Below are 23,741 nucleotides of genomic sequence, written 5' to 3'. Positions count from 1 at the left end.
ATAAAAGTTTTAAAGCTGAACTAATTCTAACAATTAGTTCAGCTTTTTTTATGAAATATTTATATAGCATTTACCATATCGTGTGGTTGATTTCCGTTCCGACTGGCACATGCATCTGCAAAGGTCTCATGGAAAAACGTGTAAAGGGCATGTGTAATATACAAAACGTCAATAGCTCCATAGTTTGCTTGAAGAAATGGATAAATTACTTTAATGGTGTCACAAATATTTTCAATACATAAAGAAATATTGAAAGTCATACTCGTATTTTTGGGGGGATTATTATGGTTAAGGACTCGTGATTTACGATTCAAGAAATCGATAATAAAACATTCGCAATTAGTGAATATGGACATTGGGAAAAGGTGCATTCATTTCTATTAGTCGGCAATGAAAAAGCAGTTCTTATTGATACTGGTCTTGGAATTGATAATATCAAACGCATAATCAATTGACTGATTTGCCGATTGTTGTTTTAACAACTCATGTGCATGTTGATCATATTGGAAGCCATGGAGAATTTGAAAATGTTTATGTTCATGAAGCTGACTCAGATTGGTTAACTAATGGTGTTAAAGGATTGACCATAGAACAAATAAGAAGAGATATTAGTAGAGATATAACAATTCCAACTCCAAAAACGTTTAATCCAGAAACATATAAACCATATCAAGGAACACCAACTGGCTTATTACAGGATGCTGATATGTTTGATATAGGGAATAGAGAATTAATTATTCATCATACTCCTGGGCATTCTCCAGGTCATATATGTATTTTTGACAAAACAAACGGTTATTTGTTTACTGGTGATTTACTTTATGATGAAACACCTATTTATGCTTTTTACCCTTCGACTAACCCTCTTGATTTAGTTGATTCCTGGGAAAAGATATCAAAGATCCCATATGTCACAAAAATTTATGGTTCACAGAATACATTAGGTCTTGAACAAAGTATCCTACAAGAACTCGTAAACGCAGTTAAGGAACTTAAAGAAAAGGATCTAGTAAAGTTTGGAACAGGGATTCATAAATTTAAAGGGTTTAGTGTACAGTTTTAATTTTTTCTTGAACGGAGATATAAGCTCAATTGCACTCCTTAGAAGAGGGTTGATTATTCATTATATAAATTTAATGAATTTGGGAATGTTACACCTAAAGATATTTTGAGGTGGAAACAAATGAATAGAACGCTTTATCTTTTCTTAGTTTCATTTTGTACATTTTTTTTAATAACATTACATGCATCTGCAAAGGATAAACCAAGTCCTTATGAAGAAATATATCCTGAAATAGGATATAAATCGGTTGAAGAAGCAAGGAATGATTTTGAACAACATTTTAACCAAAAACTAAAGCTACCGCTTAGAGTTCCCCCAATAAGCTTTACACATCATTTTGGACGATTCTCCGATTCAAAATATGTAGGCAATGATACATTTGAAGTGACATTTATAAATGATCAATTATCCGAAAATCACTATAAAATTGATATTCGTCCACTTAAGTACAAATTGCCTCTAAGAGAGAAATATGTAGTAAAAACTTATGAATTAAAAAATGGGGTTGTGGCCACATATATGACCATTTCAGGTTTTAATGTGCTTGTTTTCGAGAGAGAAAATTTGCAGTATATGCTAAGTATAGATAAACGAGTTTCAAATAAAGTAACTCCTGAAACTTTAGTGGACATAGCTAATTCTATTGATTATTAAATGGAACAAAAATTTTGATGTGACTCGAGAAACAATAGTATAGAAAAGTAAAAATAGCCTTGTTAAAGATAATTAAACAAAGGCTATTTTTATATATCTTAAAATAAATTTCATTTAAACTGTTCAAATTAATAATAGAGACGTTCAAATTTAGTTCGACTCTATTAGGATGATCTTTTTAAAACGTATGTCATGTGGATAAGTTGATTGTAGTGGAGGCTTGGCGACTCCTTGGGGATCAGCAATAGAGGAACGAAGGCTAAGAACGTCACGTCCTGTGATAACGTCTTCGTGACCAACATCGGTGCTGTTGCTGTCGCTTCGTTGCACTACGCTTTCGCACAGAATGAAACCCTTTTGCTGACGCTGCGTTAGCACTACGCTTTCGCGCAAAAAACATCTGTTGGCCCGAGACCCTACAGCGAAGCGGCTCATCGGACGCCCCCAGGAAGCTTTGCTCTGTGCGAAAGCGTAGCGTCAGCAATTGTTTTATCTGTGCGAAAGCGTAGCGACAGCAACAATTGTTTTATCTGTGCGAAAGCGTAGCGACAGCAACAACAAATGTTTTCTGTAGCGAAAGCAAAGCGGCAGCTACAAAGCGCCAAGCCGGAACGGAAATCAACCACACGTTTTGGTTAAGAGCCATTTAATTCTGTCCTTTTAAAACAATGTTCTGGACAAACATTAAATTTGAAACAGAACGTATAATTTGTTACACTTAGTTTATAATAATTCTAATGTAGAAGATGAATTTCAGTTCTTCATGACATGTTCACAAATTATTAATGAACTCTTGTCGAACTGTGCTATAATGAGATTTGTCAATTAGAACGTGAGAGGTGTTATTCATGCATACCATCGTAGTAGGCTTGAATTATAAAACAGCGCCTGTTGAAATTCGTGAAAAGTTATCATTCATAGAGAGTGAACTACCACAGGCAATGGAAGCGCTACAACAACAAAAAAGTATATTAGAAAATGTTATTGTTTCGACATGTAACCGTACAGAAATTTATGCAGTGGTTGATCAATTGCATACTGGACGTCATTTTGTTAAACAGTTTTTAGCAAATTGGTTCGACCTACCTGTGGAGACATTTTCTTCGTATTTAACAATTCGAGAAGAAGATGAGGCAATCGAGCATTTATTCCAAGTGACAGCTGGAATTGATTCGATGGTACTTGGCGAAACTCAAATTTTAGGACAAGTAAGAAAAAGCTTCTTAAGTGGACAAGAGATTGGAACTACAGGAACGGTATACAATCAGCTATTTAAACAAGCAGTGACATTTGCGAAACGTGCACATAATGAAACGGCTATCGGTGAGAACGCGGTATCTGTCTCTTATGCAGCAGTTGAACTAGCGAAGAAAATATTCGGATCTTTACAACGTAAACATGTAGCAATTTTAGGTGCAGGAAAAATGGGGGAACTTGCTATTGAGAACCTTTACGGTAGCGGTGTAGGAAAAGTAACCGTAATTAACCGTACGTTCGAAAAAGCAGAAAGTTTAGCAGCTAAATTTGACGGTGAAGCAAAATCTATGAAGGAACTACAATGTTCGTTACTTGAAGCGGATATTTTAATTACGTCTACAGGTGCAACAGATTATGTGATTGACTATGAATTGATGCAATTTGTCGAACGTTTACGTAAAGGTAAACCATTATTTATGGTAGATATTGCAGTTCCACGTGATATTGATCCACGTGTTGGAGATTTACCAAATGTTTTCTTATATGATATAGATGATTTACAAGGCATCGTCGAAGCAAACTTAGCAGAACGTGAACGTGCTGCTGCTGATATTTCTTCGATGATTGGCAAAGAGGTTGTGCAATTTAAAGATTGGGTTGCGACTCTTGGCGTTGTCCCTGTCATCTCGGCTTTACGTAAAAAAGCGAATCATATTCAAGAAGAGACAATGATTAGTATCGAAAATAAAATGCCGGATTTAACGGATCGAGAACGTAAAATTTTAAGTAAGCATACAAAGTCTATTATTAATCAATTGTTAAAAGAACCAATTTTACAAGCTAAGGAAATGGCAAATTCACCAAAAGCAAATGAACAGTTACGTTTATTCCAACAAATTTTCGGTATTGAGGATGCTGTGGAAGCTGAAGTTACTGCGATGACAGAACAAGAGCTTGAACGCAAAGAGCGCTTACAGTCGTCACAATCTTCTACTGAACCAAAGTATTCTTTCTAAAGATGTCTATGTGTTCGCGGTGCAACTTTAGAAAAGTTGCCCTTCGAGCTTTTTTCCGCGAACGAGATTTTCTACTGATTTTTAAATGAGGCGTTTTCGTATCTGTATGGTAAACTAAGGATACGAAAACGTTTTTTTTTCTAGGCTAAAGTACACTACTTTAGCACTTTCAATATAAAGAAGGGATGTCTATTGGCTGATTTGACAATGACAAGGCTCTATGAAGTAATGATCGTCTTGTATGCGATCAGTCTAGTATTTTACTTTACTGATTACTTTTATAAGCAAATACGAGCAAGGCGAGTTGCTTTTTGGCTTGTTTCATTCGTATGGATAATTCAAAGTGCCATTATTTTATTAACTTTTGTGGAAACGAAGCGTTTTCCGATTTTATCCTTGTCAGAAGGGATTCTCTTTTATTCCTGGCTGCTCGTGACATTGTCTATTATTTTGCACTGTATTGCACGAGTTGATCTACCGGTATTTATTATTAATATACTAGGATTTTTATTCGCTAGTATCTTTACTTTTATGCCGAAACGGCCGACAGGAGTAGTTAGTGATACTTTAATTTCGGAATTGCTTTTTATTCATATATCATTTGCCATTTTATCTTACGCAGCGTTTTCTTTAACATTTGTTTTTGCGATATTGTATTTAGTATTATATCGTTTGCTGAAAAAGAAAAAATGGTCACATTTATGGACAAGGTTGCCATCACTACAGCAGACGAGTAACTGGATGAATGTTTCATTTTACATTGGTATTCCAGTGTTATCTGTAAGTTTAGTTTTAGGGTTTGAATGGGCACTACTAACGCTAGAGAGTTTTTCAATTTTTGATGCGAAGATTATTGGGTCCTTTATTATTTTAATTTTGTATTGCTTTATATTGTATGTGAATCGTAAAGGTAAACTGACAGGGACAACTTATGCGTGGGTACATATATACGCTTACCTATTAGTTGTTGTTAACTTCTTTTTAGGAAGCAGTTTATCACGATTCCATTTATGGTATTAGAAGAGAGGTTGAAGACTGTTGAGAAAAATTATTGTAGGTTCTAGAAGAAGTAAGCTAGCTTTAACACAAACAAATTGGTTTATCAATGAGTTAAAAGCTGCTGGTGTTCCATTTGAATTTGAAGTGAAAGAAATTGTCACGAAAGGTGATCAAATTTTAGATGTGCAGCTATCTAAGGTTGGTGGTAAAGGGCTTTTCGTAAAAGAAATTGAACAAGCACTTTACGACAAAGAAATTGATTTTGCTGTTCATTCTATGAAGGATATGCCTGCATTACTGCCTGAAGGATTAGTCATTGGCTGTATTCCACCACGTGAAGATGCGCGTGATGCATTTATTTCAAAAGGACATGTGAAATTTGCAGATCTTCCAGCAGGAGCTGTAGTTGGGACAAGTTCTCTTCGTCGCAGTGCTCAACTTTTAACAGTCCGTCCAGATATAGAAATTAAATGGATTCGTGGAAATGTAGATACACGCTTAGCTAAACTTGAAACTGATGAATACGATGCTATTATTTTAGCGGCAGCTGGACTAAAACGCCTAGGCTGGAGCGATGATGTAGTTACTGAGTTTTTACCTGTTGAGGATTGTCTACCAGCAGTAGCACAGGGCTCTCTAGGTATTGAATGCCGTGGAGACGATACAGAACTATTAACGGAATTAGGCAAGTTAACAGATAGCATTACATGGCAAGAAGCACATGCAGAACGTGCTTTCCTAGCGGCTATGGATGGCGGCTGCCAAGTACCTATCGCAGGATACGCAAAGTCTAACGGGGAAGAAATTACATTAACTGGTCTTGTTGCTGCACCAGATGCTTCAGTTGTTTATAAGGAAACGGTTGTGGGCACTAATGCGGAAGCAGTTGGGAAAGAGCTTGCTGAGATTTTAACAAAGCAAGGAGCCTTTGATTTAATTCAACGAGTAAAGGCAGAGCAAGATGCAAAATAATTTACCTTTAGAAGGTAAAACTATTATTTTGACAGGTACATCTAAGACGACAACAATAATAGATGACATTACAGCTTTAGGTGGCCATGCAGTAATTGCCCCATTGATTGAAACTTGCGAGCTGATTGATAGTAACGACGATGTGCAGTTAGAGTTTGCACATCAATTTGAATGGCTCATTTTTACGAGTCAAAATGCGGTAGAAGCTTTTGCTAACAAGATGCAACGCTTTAATGTAAGTGCTGCGCATTTTCAAGGGAAAATTGCTTCTATTGGTACTAAAACTACTGCAGCTTTAGAAAAGCTAGGATTCCATGTGAGCTTTATGCCTTCTATATTTAGTGCAGATGTATTTGTTCAAGAATTTCCTAATGTAGCAGGTAGCAATCCTACGTGTCTATTTATTCGTGGAGAAAAAGCGAAAAAGACATTAAAGGAAGGGCTACCCTTTAAATTGAAGGAATGGACAGTTTATGAAACGATTGAGCGACATGATCAAATACAATTAATGATTGAATGTATCTGTGCGAATAGTGATGTCACAGTGATTTTTGCTAGCCCTTCCGCGGTTGATGCCTACGCCAAGGATGTAGCTTCGGTAGTTGGTTGGAGGGCAGTGCGTGTAGCAGTAATCGGTCATATTACAGAAGCAGCTATTTTAAATCACGGTGCTATTGTAGATGTTATGCCGAGCGTATATACAATGCAAGCAGTTATCGAGGAAATAACGAAAGTAGGAGAAAGAAAATGACAAAATTACAATTTCAGAGACATCGTCGTTTGCGTGCAAACGCTGCTATACGATCAATGGTAAAAGAAACATACTTACACAAAGAGGACTTAATTTATCCAATTTTCGTTATGGAAGGCGAAAATATTAAAAACGAAGTATCTTCTATGCCGGGAGTTTTTCAATTTTCATTAGATAAACTTGAAGCTGAGATTGATGAAGTTGTTGCTTTAGGTATTCCTGCGGTTATTTTATTTGGCTTACCTGCAGAAAAAGATGCAGTCGGAACTGGTGCATTCCATGATCATGGTATTGTGCAAGAAGCAACACGACTTATTAAAGCTCGCTACCCAGAGCTTTTAGTTATTGCAGATACATGCTTATGTGAATTTACAGATCATGGTCATTGTGGCTTAATTGAAGGCGATCAAATTTTAAATGATCCTTCATTAGAAGTTTTAGCACGTACAGCAGTATCACAAGCAAAAGCCGGTGCGGATATCATCGCTCCTTCCAATATGATGGATGGTTTTGTGGCAGCGATTCGTGCAGGTCTAGATGAAGCAGGCTTTGAAAATGTTCCGATTATGTCATATGCCGTAAAATATGCATCTAGCTACTATGGTCCATTCCGAGAAGCAGCTGATGGCGCGCCTCAATTTGGTGATCGTAAATCATACCAAATGGATCCATCGAATCGTATGGAGGCATTCCGTGAAGCGGAGTCGGATATTGCAGAAGGTGCAGATTTCTTAATCGTTAAGCCAGCTCTAAGTTATTTAGATATTATTCGTGATGTAAAAAATAACTTTACATTACCGATTGTTGCATACAACGTTTCTGGTGAATATGCAATGATTAAAGCAGCGGCTATTAATGGCTGGATTGAAGAGAAAAAAGTAGTGCTTGAAACGTTACTTAGCATGAAACGTGCAGGCTCAGATTTAATCATTACGTATCATGCTAAAGATGTTGCACGTTGGTTGGAGGAGAAATAAATGACGCGTTCTTACGAAAAATCAAAACAAGCTTATGCTGAAGCAATTAACTTAATGCCAGGTGGCGTTAGTAGCCCAGTACGTGCATTCAAATCCGTAAATATGGATCCGATATTCATGGAATCTGGTCAAGGTGCTATTATTAAAGACATTGATGGCAATGAATATATTGATTATGTATTATCATGGGGACCTCTTATTTTAGGTCATACACATCCTGAAGTTGTACAAGCAATTGCAGAAACAGCAGCGAAAGGCTCTTCGTTTGGAGCACCGAGCTATACAGAAAATCGATTAGCTAAATTAGTATTAGATCGTCTTCCTGGTATGGAAATGATTCGCTTCGTGTCTTCTGGGACAGAGGCTACGATGTCTGCTTTACGCGTAGCTCGTGGTGTTACAGGACGCGATAAAATTTTGAAATTTGAGGGTTCTTATCATGGTCATGGAGATTCCTTACTTATTAAAGCAGGCTCAGGGGTAGCTACATTAGGCTTACCTGACAGTCCTGGTGTCCCAGCGGATATTGCGCGTAATACGTTAACAGTAGCGTACAATGACTTAGAAGGGGCAAAACTAATTTTCGAAAAGTTTGGTTCAGAGCTTGCGGCAGTGATTGTTGAGCCAGTTGCAGGAAATATGGGCGTTGTCCCTCCACAACCAGGCTTCCTACAAGGCTTAAGTGAATTAACAAAGGAACATGGATCATTGTTGATTTATGATGAAGTTATGACAGGCTTCCGTGTTGACTATGGCTGTGCACAAGGTTATTTTGATGTAACACCAGATATGACAACATTAGGAAAAGTAATTGGCGGTGGACTTCCTGTTGGTGCATTTGCAGGGAAAAAGGAAATTATGGAGCAAGTGGCACCAGCTGGTCCAATCTATCAAGCTGGGACATTGTCAGGGAATCCATTAGCGATGACAGCTGGCTATGAAACATTAACTCGCCTTGATCATAATTCTTATGAATACTTCAAAAAGCTAGGAGATCAATTAGAGGCTGGTTTCCGTGAAGCCGCAACGAAATACAATATTCCACATACTGTAAATCGTGCTGGTTCAATGATAGGTTTCTTCTTTACGAACGAAGATGTTATTGATTTTGATTCAGCAAAAACGTCTGATTTACAATTATTTGCTGAATACTTCCGTCTAATGGCAGAAGAAGGTATTTTCTTACCGCCATCTCAATTTGAAGGTTTATTTATTTCTACTGCACATACGGAAGAGCATATCGCAAAAACAGTTGATGCTTTCCATAAAGTATTTGCACAATTAGCAAGATAATAGGTAGTTACAAAATAGCATGCTATGAGTATTTTCTCGCATGCTATTTTTTTGTTGTTTAGTAATATGTTTTTTATTTTTGCCCGTTAAAAAATTCATTGGATTATCAATGAATGGAAAAATCGTTACCGCTTGAAAAAAATTTATTAAAATTATAACTTTCAGCATAGCCAAATCGTGGGCGAAATCGTATATAATATAGCTATTCATAAAAGAAAGTAGTGAATTGATATGGCAACTGGCACACATATGGTCGAAGTACCCGTAGGAATTGAAAATGTATGGGATTTCGTCAGTGATATGGAAAAATGGGCAAAGCTTGTCCCAGGTTATAATGCACATGAAATGATTGATGAAAAACATTCAAATTGGACGTTTAAAGGTAATGTTGGTGTACTGAAAAAAACAGTACAAGTAGAGATTACTATTTTAGAATGGGCAGCGCCTTCTAAAGTAACATTCGAATTAAAAGGAATTTCTGATAACTTTTCAGGAAACGGTTATTTCCTAGCAGAGAGTATTGATGCAGAAAATACAAAAATGACAGGCTTCTTGGAAGTAATAGCAGGAGGATTAGCTGGTCCTGTTTTAAATCCAATCTTTAAGCCGATCGTACCAAAAGCAACACAAATGTTAACAGATCGTGTAGCAAATAAAATTAAATTGGTGAATGTATAATAAGTTGTTGAACCAACAGTAAAAAGGCATGCTAGAAGAAGTTTTCTAGTATGCCTTTTTTAGGCTCATTATTTGGGTTGTTACGGCTGGGCTCTTTCCTAGGGGCGTTTCGATGAGCCGCTTCCCGTGAGTGCAATACAAAATCCGAACGCATTGTTTATCTGCGCGAACGCAAAGAGTCAGCTATACAATTATGCCAAGTCGAAATTGATTAATCATCCTATAGCATACTATCCTTCAAAGCTTCATATGATGCAAGAGGAGGGATTATTATCGAACACAAAACTTGGAGTATGAGTGAAACTTTTTGTTTTCCTGGTTACGGCTGCCCAACAGAAATAGCAGCTGTACAAATTAAGCCACGGTGGCAGACAACGCAGCTAGAAGATTCTCTACGATTAATGGGTATTTATCATATCACAGCACATGTTCGCTTTGATTTTCAAGACATGCGAGCTTTCATGGATGATGAAGAATTAGTACAAATCGATAACCTGGATATTCAAGGGGATACTGGTTATTTTGAGTATGCAGTTCCTTTAAATGTAGATTTACCAATGGATGCAGCTATTGAAGATTTAATGGTAAAGGATATTCGACCTATTTTGACGAATCAGATGTGTCAGCTCGAATGGACGGTTACAAGTGTTTTTAATGAGCCTGAGCTAGCATTAGAAAAAGCTCACGTTTTAGAAACTGCTAATGCCTCAGCTCAAATAGAGGTGGACCTTGCAAAAGAAACGGCACAGGTAAAACAACCTGCAACTGTAGTAGCTTCGAATCAAGAAGAAAAAACTGTAGCTGTAACGGCTTCGGTACAAGAAGAGAAGTCTACAGCAGTAGTAGCTTCGACACAAGAGGAAAAATCAAAGATTGTTACATTTGCAGCTCAAAAGGAAAAGTCTGAAGCAATAGTAGCTTCAGACAAAAAAGAAAAGCCTGCACCAGTTGAGCAAAAAACAATGTTGAGGGAATCCTCAAGTCATATTGTAGTCCGTGAATCTAGCTCCTGGCATGAAGTTCCATCGATGATCTGGGATTTAACCGAAGACTATACACCGCTAAAGGTTCGTGTTTCAAATGACTTCATTCAAAAGTAAATAGCATAGAAGTAACAGGAGCAATAAGATGATGAAATCTCCAGATGTTGGAATGATGATGACACGTATAAACTGAAAAACACAAATTGGTACAATTATCGTTTTGCAATAAAAACGAAATTGTCGTAGCCATGGTGGTAAAAGCCAAGGATTATACTTACGTCGTCGCATTTGAATTTTCACTTCCTTTTCTAGTAGTGCTTCCTAAAAAATGACTAAATCACTTGAAAAATTGCACGATTCTGCGGTACAATGTGAAAAAGTCGAATATAGATGCTATGACAGGGAAGAGTAAATTAGTAGTGCATTTTAAGAGAGGAAACGGTAGCTGAAAAGTTTCTATATGTACCTAATTGAATGTAGCCCTCGAGCAGCTTTAGTGAACTAACAGTAGTTAAAGCCGGTTAAACACCGTTACCGAATTGAGAGCCAGTAGTAAAAGGCTTAAGCAAGTAGTATATTCTATTTCTTGATGAAATGTGTATAGTGACCGCTTAACTCGCCTCTGCTGGAATTAAAGGTGGTACCGCGAATTTAAACTCCTTCGTCCTTTTAGACGTTAGGAGTTTTTTTTATTTTCTTTAAATCTTCTGGTAAATGTGCCTCAGCATGAGACATAAAAACAGAATGATTGGTACTATCTCACACCGGTAAAATTAATAAGTCAACAGGAGGAGTCAAAATGACAGAAAACATTTCAATGCCTACAAAATATGATCCACAGTCCATTGAAGCAGGTCGTTATGAATGGTGGTTACAAGGGAAATTTTTTGAGGCGCAGCCTACAAGTGAAAAGGAGCCTTATTCTATTGTTATTCCACCACCGAATGTAACAGGTAGACTACATCTTGGCCATGCTTGGGATACAACATTACAAGATATTTTAATTCGTATGAAGCGCATGCAAGGTTATGATGCACTTTGGTTACCAGGTATGGACCATGCAGGTATTGCGACACAAGCAAAAGTAGAAGCCAAACTACGAGAAGATAATATTACACGTTATGATTTAGGTCGTGAAAAATTCCTCGAAAAAACATGGGAATGGAAAGAAGAGTATGCTGGGCATATTCGTGATCAATGGGCGAAGCTTGGTCTTGGATTAGATTATTCTCGTGAGCGTTTCACACTTGATGAAGGTCTTTCTGATGCAGTTAAAACTGTTTTCGTTCAATTATATGAAAAAGGCTTAATCTATCGTGGCGAACGCATTATTAACTGGGACCCTGCTGCAAAAACTGCATTATCAGATATTGAAGTTATTTATCAAGATGTTCAAGGTGCATTCTATCATATGAAGTACCCATTAGCTGATGGCTCAGGATATGTGGAAGTTGCGACTACACGTCCTGAAACAATGCTAGGAGACTCTGGGGTAGCCGTTCACCCGAAAGATGAGCGCTATCAACACTTAATCGGTAAAACAGTTATTTTACCAATCGTAGGCCGTGAAATTCCTATCGTAGCAGATGACTACGTAGAGATGGAATTTGGTACTGGGGTTGTAAAAATGACACCAGCACACGATCCTAACGACTTTGAGGTTGGTAACCGCCACAACCTAGAACGCATTCTTGTCATGAATGAAGATGGTACAATGAACGAACTTGCTGGCAAGTATAACGGTATGGATCGCTTTGAATGCCGTAAGCAAATCGTAGCTGATTTACAAGAAGCAGGCGTGCTTATCCGTATTGAAGAGCATACACATTCAGTAGGTCACTCCGAACGTTCGGGTGCTGTTGTAGAGCCATATCTTTCTGCACAATGGTTCGTAAATATGCAACCACTTGCTGATGCTTCACTTACTCTTCAAAAAGATGAAGAAGGGCAAGTAAACTTCGTACCATCTCGTTTTGAAAACACATATTCTCGCTGGATGGAAAACATTCGCGACTGGTGTATCTCTCGTCAATTATGGTGGGGTCATCAAATTCCTGCTTGGTATCACAATGAAACAGGTGAAATTTACGTAGGAAAAGAAGCACCAGCAGATGCAGAAAATTGGACGCAAGATGAAGACGTATTAGATACATGGTTCTCGTCAGCACTATGGCCATTTTCTACAATGGGTTGGCCAGATGAGACAAATGAAGAATATAAACGTTACTATCCAACAAGCACACTTGTAACTGGTTATGATATTATTTTCTTCTGGGTTTCTCGAATGATCTTCCAAGGTCTTGAATTTACAGGTCAGCGCCCATTCAAAGATGTATTAATTCACGGTTTAGTACGTGATGGTGAAGGACGCAAGATGAGTAAATCACTTGGCAATGGTGTAGATCCTATGGATGTTATTGATCAGTATGGTGCCGATTCATTACGTTACTTCTTAGCTACTGGTTCTTCTCCTGGTCAAGATTTACGCTATACAACTGAAAAAGTAGAATCAGTATGGAACTTTGCAAATAAGATTTGGAATGCCTCTCGTTTTGCTTTAATGAACATGGAAGGTATGACATATGATGAAATCAACTTAACTGGTGAAAAATCAGTTGCCGATAAATGGATTCTTACTCGCTTAAATGAAACAATTGAACGTGTAACATCTCTTGCAGAACGTTATGAGTTTGGTGAAGTTGGTCGTGAGCTGTATAACTTCATTTGGGATGATTTCTGTTCTTGGTATATTGAAATGGCTAAATTACCGTTATATGGTGATGACGAAGCAGCTAAGAAAACGACTCGTTCTATTTTAGCTTACGTTTTAGATCAAACTATGCGTCTATTACATCCATTCATGCCATTCATTACAGAAGAAATCTGGCAGCACTTACCTCATGAAGGCGAATCAATAACAGTGGCAGCATGGCCAACTGTACGTACGGATCTTCATTTTGCAGAAGAAGCGGACAATATGAAGCTCCTAATGGATATTATACGTTCAGTACGTAATATTCGTGCGGAAGTAAATACACCTATGAGCAAAAAAGTACCACTATATATTTCAGCGAAGGATGCTGCAACGGTTACAGTACTTGAAGCCAATAAAGCATATTTAGAAAAATTCTGTAATCCAGAAACGCTAACAATTGGAGAAAGTTTAGAAGCTCCTGGTCAGTCAATGACAGCAGTAGTTACTGGAGCTGAGCTATTCCTACCGCTTGTTGGACTAATTAATCTAGAAGAAGAAATTGCTCGTCTTGAAAAAGAATTAGAAAAATGGGCAAAAGAAGTGAAACTTGTAACTGGTAAGTTATCGAATGAAAAATTCGTATCTAAAGCGCCGGAAGCATTAGTTAATGCGGAACGTGAAAAATTAGCAGATTATGAAAGTAAACATGCGGTTGTATTAAAACGTTTAGAAGAACTGAAAAATATGTAAGATGGAGACAGCGGATGGCAATAGTCATCCGCTGTTTTTTTATCTTCATTCAGTAGAAGACCCTCACCTCTGAAGGTGGTAAGACTAAAACCTCTGGCGGATGAAATTAAACTTAAAACACACGGATTCGCACTTTCTAAAGTGTTTTTTTAGCTTTCATATAAGTGTAAGTAAACAAGAGTTTTTTACGAAAAGTATGTGTATTGGGCGCTACTTGTACTAAAATAGAGATATTGTAGTAAGAGGGAGTGTTTCTTTTGTTTAAAACGATGAAAGAATGTACAGATTTTATTTTTACGTTAAAGGCAGTTGATCATAAACGTGCACCGCTCGTATTGATGCGAGAGGTATTAGCATTTCTTAATAACCCACAGGACAGGCTACGTGTTATCCATTTAGCAGGCTCAAATGGAAAGGGGTCAACAGTGAATGCGCTAAGAGAAATGTTACAACTTACTGGTTACAAAGTAGGCGCCTTTACTTCACCTCATTTAGAGCGTGTTAATGAACGTATGACTATTAATGGGATTCAAATTTCTGAAGCACAATTTTTACACTATATGAACAAAGTTGCTGATATTATTGAGACACACTATGAAGGTGACTTTCCGAGCTTTTTTGAAGTTGTAACACTTATTATGTACCAATATTTTGCGGATGAAGAAGTGGATTTTGCGCTAATTGAAACGGGTCTTGGTGGGCGTTTAGATGCTACGAATGTCGTTACGCCTCTAATTTCAATTATTACAACAATTTCATTAGAACATACTGCGTTTTTAGGAGATACATTAGCAAAAGTAGCGTTTGAGAAAGCGGGAATTATTAAAGAAAGTGTACCTGTTATAGTGGGTGTTAAAAGTGAGGAGGCACTTTCGGTTATCAGTGAGGTAGCAAATGAGCGTCATGCTCCATGCCTTGTTTTAGGGAAGGATTTTACGGTTGAAAATATTGAACAAGGTACTGATATGCAACATTTTAATTACCGTAAAGCAAATGTGGAGATGGAAGCTATCCCATTAAAAATGGCTGGCGCGCATCAAATAAATAATGCAAGCCTTGCGATTACGGCGATCCTAACGTTAAGAGAGAATGGGGCCATTGATATTTCGGATACATCAATCCGTCAAGCTTTGGAAAAAGCTCAGTGGGCAGGCCGTTTTGAGCAATTACCTGGCAATATTATATTAGATGGGGCACATAATTCTGAAGGTACTACTGCACTAATTCAAACACTTAAAACGGTTTATCCACACCAAAACTATCGATTTATATATGCAGCACTATCGGATAAAGATCATGCGAAAAGTATTGCTTTAATGGATAGTATTGCTACATCAATTGCATTTACACAAATTGAGCTCCCTAATGCTATGCCTGCTGATCAATTAGCTGCATTATCTACAAATACGAACAAAATATATAATGCGCATTGGTGTGAAATGGTTCAAACGATGCTACATCAAAGAAATAATGAGGATGTTATCGTCATTACAGGCTCTTTGTATTTTATAGCTGAAATTCGACAATGGCTACAGGGGGAACAACGATGATCCCTAAATTGAATAGCTACAAGGAAAAATGGAATGTTCAGAGTGATGATGTTATTAAACCTGGTCTAACTGCGATTGAAGAAGCATTGGCACTAGTAGGTAATCCAGAAAACAAATTGCAAGTTGTGCATTTAGCAGGGACTAACGGTAAAGGCTCGACACTTACATTTCTAGAATCAATCGCCAAGGAACATGGCTTACGTGTTGGTAAATTTATGTCTCCTTGTATTTTGGACGTGCATGACCAAATTCAAGTAGAAGGTCAAGCTATTACAGAAGCTGAAATGAATCATGTATTCCAACAAATGCAGGCAGCCGGACTTAGTGGGAAACTAACAGATTTTGAACTTTTAACAGTTGCAACATTTTTACATTTTGTTTCTAGTAATGTAGATATTGCCCTTATTGAAGCTGGTATGGGGGGCTTACTTGATAGTACGAATGTGGTCACACCAATTGTCTCTATCATACCTAGTATCGCATTAGAGCATACGAATTTTTTAGGAGATACGATAGAAAGTATCACCTACCATAAAGCAGGGATTATTAAGCCATATCATCCAGTTATTATTGGCGATCTACCGTTAGAAGCAAAGAATATAGTCTACCAGGAAGCCAACAAAAAACATGCATCCGTTCTTGAGCTAAATCATCAATTTTATGTGGAACAAGAGAAAGATGGAGAGAGATATGTGTATAATGACACTGGCCTCCGTGTTACAAAGCTTACACGCACTATAAAGGGAGCACATCAGGCGAATAATATGGCACTTGCTACTACAGCTTTTTTCGAAGTGGCGACCGCACTAGCGTTACAAATTAGTAAAGAAGCTATTCAAAAAGCTGTAAAAAACGCAACCATTTTAGGACGTTTTGAAGAAATTATGCCTTATATTGTTTTAGACGGTGCGCATAATCCAGCGAGTGCTGAGAAGTTAATAGAAACGATTAAGCATGAGTACCCAGATGAGAAGATTACTTTTGTAATTGGAATTCTTGCAGATAAGGCTGTAAAAGAGATTTTGCAACAATTTGAGCAAGTAAGTGATTGTTTTTACTTTGTTGATTTTGATAACCCCCGTGCGATGGCTGCTCACAACATGCTTGAGCTGTCCAACGCCTCTCATAAAGCGGTTTTAGAAGATTATGTGCAATTTTTAAAACGACAGTCAGCAAACAAATCGAGGACTATTGTATCGGGTTCGTTGTATTTATTAACGGAAGTACGTAGTAGATTAAAAAATAATTAGCATTTAGTTGAACGAACAAGATCAGGTACTCTTAAAAATGAGTCCTGATTTTTTTTATTTAGTGTGAAAAATAATTTATACGATGGACTATTTGAGTAAAATTGCTCTTTGATCTTTTTTCAGGCGTGTTGATTAGGGAAATATAGGTTTTTATTGGCGGATAAAAGGATTTTTTTGTTGATATTGTGCTAATGTATGCCCATTTTAACTGATTGTAGCGAGGGCTACTCGACGCTCGCCCGCAGGAAGCCTTGCTCTGCGCGAAAGCGAAGCGTCAGCGACAATGTTTTCTGTAGCGAAAGCAAAGCGGCAGCTACAAAGCGAGTAGCCCGTAGCGGAAATCAGAGCCTTCTAATTAGAGTGGATAAAAATGGTTAATAAACACGCTTGATCTTTTTTGTTTATAGTAAAACTTTCATTGCAAAAATAGTTAATTTTGCAGCAAAACTTCGCAAATAACTATTCAATCAAAATGTAGTAAATTCGCATTTACACATCCTTTTATACATATACTTATATATCAAATTGGTCTTTTCTAAATTTACTTTGATAGGTTAAAGAAAGAGGTGATGGTCGAATGAAAATTGTCAGTCAAGTAATGAGAAAACAAGTATTTCGAGCGATGGTTATTGGGGGAATAGTTGGACTTTTTGGTGTAGGCATTTTTTTAGGTATTCTTCAAGCAAGCACTCAATTTTCTTTAAAAAATGATAGTAATGAGGTAGCCAATAAAAGTAATAATAATACGAACGGAGAAACAGTTCCGACAGCGGGAGGAGCAACGAATGGACCCATGTTTTTTGCAAGTCAAGCAGGGGTCTATTCAAATTATGAAAGTGCAAGCGCATTTGTATCTGAACATCCTTCATTAAAAGAAAGTGCCATTGTCGAGGTTGATGGAAAATTTCACATTTGGACAAGTGTGGTAACAGATGAAAGTAAACTTGTCTTTTTAAAAGATCCTCCAACATTTAAAAAAGCATTCACTTTGAGTGGTGACAGTTGTAAGGAGGCGACGATTGCAGAGCTTCCATCTGTGCTAGCTGACAAAAATGCAACAAAATTAAATTTTAAGGATAATTCCAAAGATTCTACGCTACCTGCTGATTGGCAATCTATTGGAGCGGCGGCCTCGTCTATATCAACTGATATCAGCATCATTCGCTTGCAAGTTTTGGCCCATTATAAATCGAAAAATGCTTGTCTTCAAGTGAAATTTTAAGCATAAAAGATAGTGAAATAAGCATTATCTTGATTTTTAGAAAATTTTCAAATCCCAAATTCTCCGTTATGATAACTAATGAGGAGGAATGGTCAGATAATGTTTAAAACAACTCAAAAGCTAGTGCTTGCTTCTGCTTCACCACGTCGAAAGGAATTACTTGCTATGCTATCCCTTCCATTCGACATAATAACTAGTGAAGTAGAAGAGACAAGCGTCCAGGCAACTACAATGCAAGATTATGTAAAAGGTGTAGCTCTATTGAAAACACGTGATGTGGCAAAAAAAGCTCCAAATGCAACGATTATTGGAGCGGATACGATTGTTGTTTATGATGACGAGCTACTCCATAAACCAAAAAATCGTGAGGAGGCAATTTCTCACTTATTGCGCTTATCAGGTAAGCGTCATGCGGTCATGACAGCCGTTGCCATTATTGAGCCTAACGGTAATGAAACTACATTTGTTGAAGAGACAAATGTTGTCTTTCATCATTTATCGCAGGAGCTCATCGAAGCATACGTAGATTCGGGAGATCCATTTGATAAAGCAGGCGGTTATGGCATTCAAACTGCTGGAACCCTTCTAGTGAAACGCATTGAAGGAGATTATAACAATGTTGTCGGCTTACCACTTGCAGCGTTGTTTACGCAATTGGTAGCACTCAATATTATCCAATTTGCAAAGGAGTGAGACTTTTTGACGAATGATGTTTTACCAAGGACGATGATACGAGATATTCATATAGAAGATCGCCCCCGTGAAAGACTGCGTAGACAAGGAGCTATGAGTTTATCGAATCAGGAACTACTGGCTATTTTACTAAGGACAGGCACTAAAGAAGAGTCTGTTCTTGTACTTGCCAATCGCGTACTAAGTGTTTTTGAGCGTTTACATCATTTGAAACATGCAACAATAGAAGAAATGGTTGCTATTAGAGGGATTGGTGAGGTTAAAGCCATTCAATTATTAGCGGCAATTGAACTCGGTAGACGTCTCGCACAGAAACATAGCGATGAAAAATATACGATTCGTTCACCTCAAGATGCCGCTGCCTATTTAATGCCTGATATGACCTCACTGAACCAGGAGCATTTCGTCGTTCTTTTTCTAAATGTAAAAAATCAAATTATTCATAGACAGACGATTTTTATAGGCAGTCTAAATGCTTCGATCGTCCATCCAAGGGAGATTGTGCGCCCATAAGGGTTTATAAGGAATCTGCTTTCGCACAGCAGTAGGGAAATATCACTATCTGTACCCTATCATTAGCCAACTTATCTGAAAGGGAAACTAATCAGGGAGTGTAGCATGTTGGAAAAGCCAGAAGTTACTTAATGACCAAAGTACGACTGAATGGCGAGATGAATTGTATAAATAAGGATAAAGGCTAAACTGCTTGAATGATAGCTCAAGGGGGACTACTCGGACCTTTAGCGGGAGGTCATGATTTACGCTATTTGAAATGTGCATTGTTCTTAAAGATTTCGAGAATGATGATGTGATACCATTTCACCCAACTTTCATATAAAAGTAACGAGCAAACGTCATATCCGACATTATACATGCGATAAGTCTTTATAAATCTAAATGGGGATTACCTAAGTCAGGATGCCTATGGGCTATGTGTTTAGACACTGAATATCTGATATGGTAACGGAGCTCTCGTAGTAGTCCGAGCTAGGGAAAGCCTAGTACATGGCGAAGGGGAGCAGTTTACCCTGTTAATACCAAATTGGGAAGGAGCGGAGGCTCTATGAGAATTCCAAAAGTAGTATTAAATCGTCTAACTGCCAAAGCAAGAGATGAAAGCTATGTATTTGAACGACTATATCGTAACTTGTACAACAAAGAATTCTATTTTGAAGCTTACGTAAAACTGTATAAAAACAAGGGCAGTAATACAAAAGGAATCAATGAAGATACAATTGATGGCATGAGCATAAAGCGTATAGAAAAGCTCATTGAGAAATTAAAAAATCAAGCGTATCAACCAAATCCAGCACGACGGACGTGCATCCCAAAGAAGAACGGGAAAACAAGACCACTTGGCATCCCTACTTTCGAGGATAAACTAGTCCAAGAAGTTGTTCGGCGATTACTTGAAAGCATTAATGAGCCACAGTTTTCGGTACACTCTCATGGATTTAGACCAAATCTTAGCTGTCATACAGCATTAAAAGAAATCCGTAATACTTTTACGGGAACTAGATGGTTTATTGAGGGTGATATTAAAGGGTTCTTCGATAATATAGACCATCATGTGTTAATTAGCATTTTAAGAAGACGGATTCATGATGAAAAATTCATCAACTTAATCTGGAAATTTTTACGAGCAGGTTATGTAGGAGATTGGGAGTTTCATAAAACTTATAGTGGTGCACCACAGGGAGGAATCATCAGCCCCTTGTTATCGAATATTTATTTAAATGAACTCGATAATTATGTGGAGCAATATATTGAAAGCTATAACAAAGGTGACAAACGAATACACAATTTAACATATCATAATCTTGCTTCAAAGATTAATCATCGCAAAAGTAAGAATAAACATGATTGGGCGACCTTATCCGAAGTGGAAAAGAAAGAACGCTTAAAGGAATTAAAATTCCTTTATAAAGAACTGCAAAGCCATGATAGTAAAGACCTTTTCGACCCAAATTACCGACGTCTAAAATATGTTCGTTATGCAGATGATTTTATACTTGGCGTCATCGGTAGTAAAAAGGAAGCTGAACAAATTAAACAAGACTTGGCAATGTTCTTAAAAGAACGGTTAAGGCTAGAATTAAGTGCTGAGAAAACATTGATTACTCATAGCAAGAAGAATGCCCGTTTTCTTGGGTATGATATTCGTGTCGTAAGAGATTGGCAACGAATGAAAATGCCAAACGGAACTAAAAAGCGTAAATTCAATTATCAAACAAAGCTTTTCGTTCCACATGAAAAATATATTCAAAAGCTCTTACAATTAAACGCGTTAATAATAGGAACGAATAATGGTTGGAAACCTATTCATCGCCCGTATTTAGTGCATAATGACGACCTTGAAATTATTCGTACGTACAATGCAGAAATAGAAGGCTATTACAATTACTATCGCCTAGCAAGTAATGTACATGTTTTACAGTCTTTCCGTCAAACGATGAAATACAGCATGATTAAAACGTATGCGAATAAATATAGGAGTACTGTTAGCAAAATTATCACTAAATATAAGATTAATGGGGAATTTGGCATTCGATATGAAACAAAAGAAGGTCCGAAAATTGCTTACTTTACAGAGCAACGAATGGAAAAGAACGATGCGATTAAACAGCCAACAGTTGATATAGTTGAAAATATACACTAATTTATACAGGGCGAACAAGTCTGATTGACCGATTACTTGCCGAAAAATGTGAGTGGTGTGGTGTATCAGGTGTATCTCTTGAAATGCATCATATTCATAAATTGAAGAATTTACAAGGTAAGAAAAAATGGGAACAGAAAATGATAGCCCGTAGACGAAAAACAATGGCATTATGTATATCGTGCCATCACGATTTGCATAATGGCAAGTTAGATTAAAGTAAATGGAAAGCCGTATACTCTGAGAGGAGTACGTACGGTTTGGAGGGGAGTTCTTGGAAACCTAATATAGAAATATATCAAGGCGCTGGGTTCTCACCCTACTTTCGCGAGGCTGTAAAAAGATCTGCGGCCTCTATTATTTGTGCGCATAATCATCGTGCGACACGTTCGTAACTGAAAAGGTTGCGCATGATGTCCGAACGTCAAGTTGACAAGTAAGAGAGTCGTGAACTCTTCACTCGATAGGTGGAATGATAGGGTAACGCCTTGAAACGCCTACTCTAATACTCCGACATGCGTTATTCGAATGTGTATAAGAATAAGGTGTGAAGCTCGGTGAAGTCGGCTGAATGTTACCGTAGTGCCAATCTAATTGGTAACCGAAAGCTAACTAGAGGTAGTTGGTGTAACGGATAGGTCGGGAGTCGTTAAAACTTAATATGGTGAGAATGTGGTAAAACACTGACGAACTAGCGAACGAAATGTCTGTAAGTGTGACTATTTAGAAATGAGTAGACTTGATGAAAATTCAAGTGCGTTTCCGTGGGCGAGTAAGTATGGTGGTTTCGAAAGCTCCATGCATCGTTACAGGCGATGGAGAGGACGCCAGGCAAGAGCTAGCACCTAAGTTAAGTATTGATAGGGTTAAGGGAACGTGGAAAGCTATCAACATGAAGAGTACACACTCGATGAAGTGTTAGGAAGGAAAGGAATGTATCTATAACTTCCTTTTATGATAGTGCGAGTAGAGGCAGGAGTAATGAAGTTTCTGTAATGGAAATGGAACAATAGCCTCAAGTCGTTTCGTCTAAACTATTTCAACTCAATCATTTCAAGGATTCTCGTAAGACTAAAAAAGGTCACGAGCCATGATTGGAGCGTGATAGACCTTGAGCGAAAACTTTAAGAAAATCCCTAGACTGAAAAACACAAGGTTACGACATGCAGAGTACTATGGTATGACTGAAACCTTTGATGAACTTTATGCAAAAAGTAAGGATAACCAAAAAATTTAATAACCTTATGGCTATCATTACTTCAGACAATAACATCCTACTAGCCTATCGAAATATTAAACGAAACAACGGAAGTGCCACGGCTGGAGTAGATGGAGTAACAATAAACGATATTGAAAAGCTGGATATGCATGAGTTCATTAAAATGGTAAAGAAAAGATTTACACATTATAATCCTCGAAAAGTAAGATGTGTGGAAATTCCAAAACCTAATGGGAAAACTAGACCATTAGGTATTCCATCAATGTGGGATAGAATTGCACAACAATGTATTTTGCAAGTGTTAGAACCTATATGTGAAGCTAAATTCTATAAATATAGTTTTGGATTTAGACCGACAAAATCAGCAGAAAATGCGATAGCCGCATGTGCGGGGCGACCACTAATACAGAAACTATCCAAACATATCTTGAATTTCTCAAATTAAATAAGGAACAAATTGAGAAAGTAAACAAACTAAGGTTGTTAATTGGGAATGAAGCAATAAAATAGGGATGCAAATTAGATTTAGTAGATTGAGGTAAATGAAATAGTAGGCAAACGATGGAATGCCGTGTGCGATGAAAGTTGCATGCACGGTGTGGAGCAGGGGAAAAGGTAGAGATTACTTCAAAGCCTTACCTATTGCTATCTAGTGGCGTACCAACACCCAGTGATGAGGATATTGAAGTGACGAGAAGGATTATAGAGGCTGGTTATATTATTGGCATTGATTTAATAGACCATCTCATCATCGGTGATCATCAGTTTATTAGTTTGAAAGAAAAAGGATACTTTTAACTCTGCAATATATTTTGCAGAGTTTTTTCGATGGAAATCTTTGGGTTTTGTTGAAGTATCAGGTTCATCACCAAAAGTTGTTGTGGATGATTTTGTTAAAACGTCTATAATGTAGATAGGTTGATTGGAGTGGAGACTGGGCGACTCCTTGGGGATTAGCAATAGAGGAACGAAGGCTAAAAGCATCACGTCCTGTGATAACGCTTTCGTGACCAACATCGGTGCTGTTGCTGTCGCTTCGTTGCACTACGCTTTCGCACAGAATGAAACCCTTTTGCTGCCGCTTCGCTTTCGCGCAAAAAACATCTGTTGGCCCGAGACC

General features: G+C 37.6%; 16 protein-coding genes, 4 pseudogenes and 1 other annotated feature. Of the genes and pseudogenes, 19 read left to right on the top strand and 1 reads right to left on the bottom strand.

All coding sequences use genetic code 11. From position 1 onward, the window contains the following. Positions 1–308: 308 nt before the first annotated feature. The 19 genes and pseudogenes from ACFXN8_RS18505 to ACFXN8_RS18415 all read left to right on the top strand — a co-directional run. Positions 309–1,063 (top strand): annotated as a pseudogene (locus tag ACFXN8_RS18505) (MBL fold metallo-hydrolase). A 120-nt stretch (positions 1,064–1,183) separates the two neighbouring features. After that, positions 1,184–1,717 carry a hypothetical protein gene (locus tag ACFXN8_RS18500; RefSeq protein WP_376074705.1) on the top strand — a complete coding sequence of 178 codons (534 nt, stop codon included), beginning with the start codon at positions 1,184–1,186 and terminating at the stop codon, positions 1,715–1,717. A gap of 848 nt (positions 1,718–2,565) precedes the next feature. Continuing rightward, complete coding sequence (gene hemA / locus ACFXN8_RS18495) at positions 2,566–3,930, top strand: glutamyl-tRNA reductase (RefSeq protein ID WP_376074707.1); 1,365 nt, start codon at positions 2,566–2,568, stop codon at positions 3,928–3,930. Between the two features lie 192 nt (positions 3,931–4,122). Then, complete coding sequence (locus ACFXN8_RS18490) at positions 4,123–4,950, top strand: cytochrome C assembly family protein (protein WP_370041722.1); 828 nt, start codon at positions 4,123–4,125, stop codon at positions 4,948–4,950. An 18-nt stretch (positions 4,951–4,968) separates the two neighbouring features. After that, on the top strand, positions 4,969–5,901 hold the full coding sequence (hemC, locus tag ACFXN8_RS18485) for a hydroxymethylbilane synthase (protein ID WP_376074708.1): 933 nt from the start codon (positions 4,969–4,971) through the stop codon (positions 5,899–5,901). Continuing rightward, a complete protein-coding gene (locus tag ACFXN8_RS18480) occupies positions 5,891–6,652 on the top strand; it encodes a uroporphyrinogen-III synthase (RefSeq protein ID WP_376074709.1) in 762 nt (253 codons plus the stop codon). Before hemC ends, ACFXN8_RS18480 begins: the two co-directional genes overlap by 11 nt. After that, a complete protein-coding gene (gene hemB / locus ACFXN8_RS18475; protein WP_376074710.1) occupies positions 6,649–7,629 on the top strand; it encodes a porphobilinogen synthase in 981 nt (326 codons plus the stop codon). The genes ACFXN8_RS18480 and hemB overlap by 4 nt, the downstream gene beginning before the upstream one ends. Next, a complete protein-coding gene (gene hemL, locus ACFXN8_RS18470) occupies positions 7,630–8,922 on the top strand; it encodes a glutamate-1-semialdehyde 2,1-aminomutase (RefSeq protein ID WP_386847139.1) in 1,293 nt (430 codons plus the stop codon). Positions 8,923–9,153: 231 nt separating this feature from the next. After that, positions 9,154–9,600 carry an SRPBCC family protein gene (locus tag ACFXN8_RS18465; RefSeq protein ID WP_376074712.1) on the top strand — a complete coding sequence of 149 codons (447 nt, stop codon included), beginning with the start codon at positions 9,154–9,156 and terminating at the stop codon, positions 9,598–9,600. A gap of 293 nt (positions 9,601–9,893) precedes the next feature. Next, positions 9,894–10,700, top strand: a complete 807-nt coding sequence (locus ACFXN8_RS18460; RefSeq protein ID WP_376074713.1) for a valyl-tRNA synthetase — start codon at positions 9,894–9,896, stop codon at positions 10,698–10,700. A gap of 269 nt (positions 10,701–10,969) precedes the next feature. Further along, positions 10,970–11,255: a binding site (T-box leader), on the top strand. Positions 11,256–11,382: 127 nt separating this feature from the next. Beyond that, on the top strand, positions 11,383–14,028 hold the full coding sequence (locus ACFXN8_RS18455; protein WP_386847136.1) for a valine--tRNA ligase: 2,646 nt from the start codon (positions 11,383–11,385) through the stop codon (positions 14,026–14,028). Between the two features lie 257 nt (positions 14,029–14,285). Beyond that, the gene (locus tag ACFXN8_RS18450) at positions 14,286–15,578 is read left to right on the top strand and encodes a bifunctional folylpolyglutamate synthase/dihydrofolate synthase (RefSeq protein ID WP_376074716.1); all 1,293 of its coding nucleotides are present in this window, start codon (positions 14,286–14,288) and stop codon (positions 15,576–15,578) included. Beyond that, complete coding sequence (locus tag ACFXN8_RS18445; protein WP_386847133.1) at positions 15,575–16,828, top strand: bifunctional folylpolyglutamate synthase/dihydrofolate synthase; 1,254 nt, start codon at positions 15,575–15,577, stop codon at positions 16,826–16,828. The genes ACFXN8_RS18450 and ACFXN8_RS18445 overlap by 4 nt, the downstream gene beginning before the upstream one ends. 577 nt (positions 16,829–17,405) lie before the next feature. Further along, entirely contained in the window at positions 17,406–18,050 is a 645-nt protein-coding gene (locus tag ACFXN8_RS18440; protein ID WP_386847131.1) for a hypothetical protein, read from the top strand. Between the two features lie 99 nt (positions 18,051–18,149). Further along, a complete protein-coding gene (locus ACFXN8_RS18435) occupies positions 18,150–18,743 on the top strand; it encodes a Maf family protein (protein WP_386847129.1) in 594 nt (197 codons plus the stop codon). A 33-nt stretch (positions 18,744–18,776) separates the two neighbouring features. Beyond that, a pseudogene (gene radC, locus ACFXN8_RS18430) lies at positions 18,777–19,250 on the top strand (RadC family protein); the annotation flags it as partial. A 556-nt stretch (positions 19,251–19,806) separates the two neighbouring features. Continuing rightward, positions 19,807–21,620: pseudogene (locus ACFXN8_RS18425) on the top strand (reverse transcriptase domain-containing protein). Positions 21,621–22,607: 987 nt separating this feature from the next. Continuing rightward, positions 22,608–23,066, top strand: a complete 459-nt coding sequence (locus tag ACFXN8_RS18420) for a hypothetical protein (RefSeq protein ID WP_483869462.1) — start codon at positions 22,608–22,610, stop codon at positions 23,064–23,066. A gap of 206 nt (positions 23,067–23,272) precedes the next feature. Next, positions 23,273–23,419 (top strand): annotated as a pseudogene (locus tag ACFXN8_RS18415) (JAB domain-containing protein); the annotation flags it as partial. Positions 23,420–23,486: 67 nt separating this feature from the next. Here the strand turns inward: ACFXN8_RS18415 and ACFXN8_RS18410 are convergent. Then, positions 23,487–23,741, bottom strand: a 255-nt coding sequence (locus ACFXN8_RS18410; RefSeq protein WP_386847127.1) for a hypothetical protein, incomplete at its 5' end; no start/stop codon positions are given.

Source organism: Lysinibacillus sp. NPDC059133, assembly GCF_042755925.1.
Classification (GTDB): domain Bacteria; phylum Bacillota; class Bacilli; order Bacillales_A; family Planococcaceae; genus Lysinibacillus.
The sequence above is the reverse complement of the archived record's forward strand: the minus strand, read 5'-3'. Positions and strand labels throughout refer to the sequence as shown.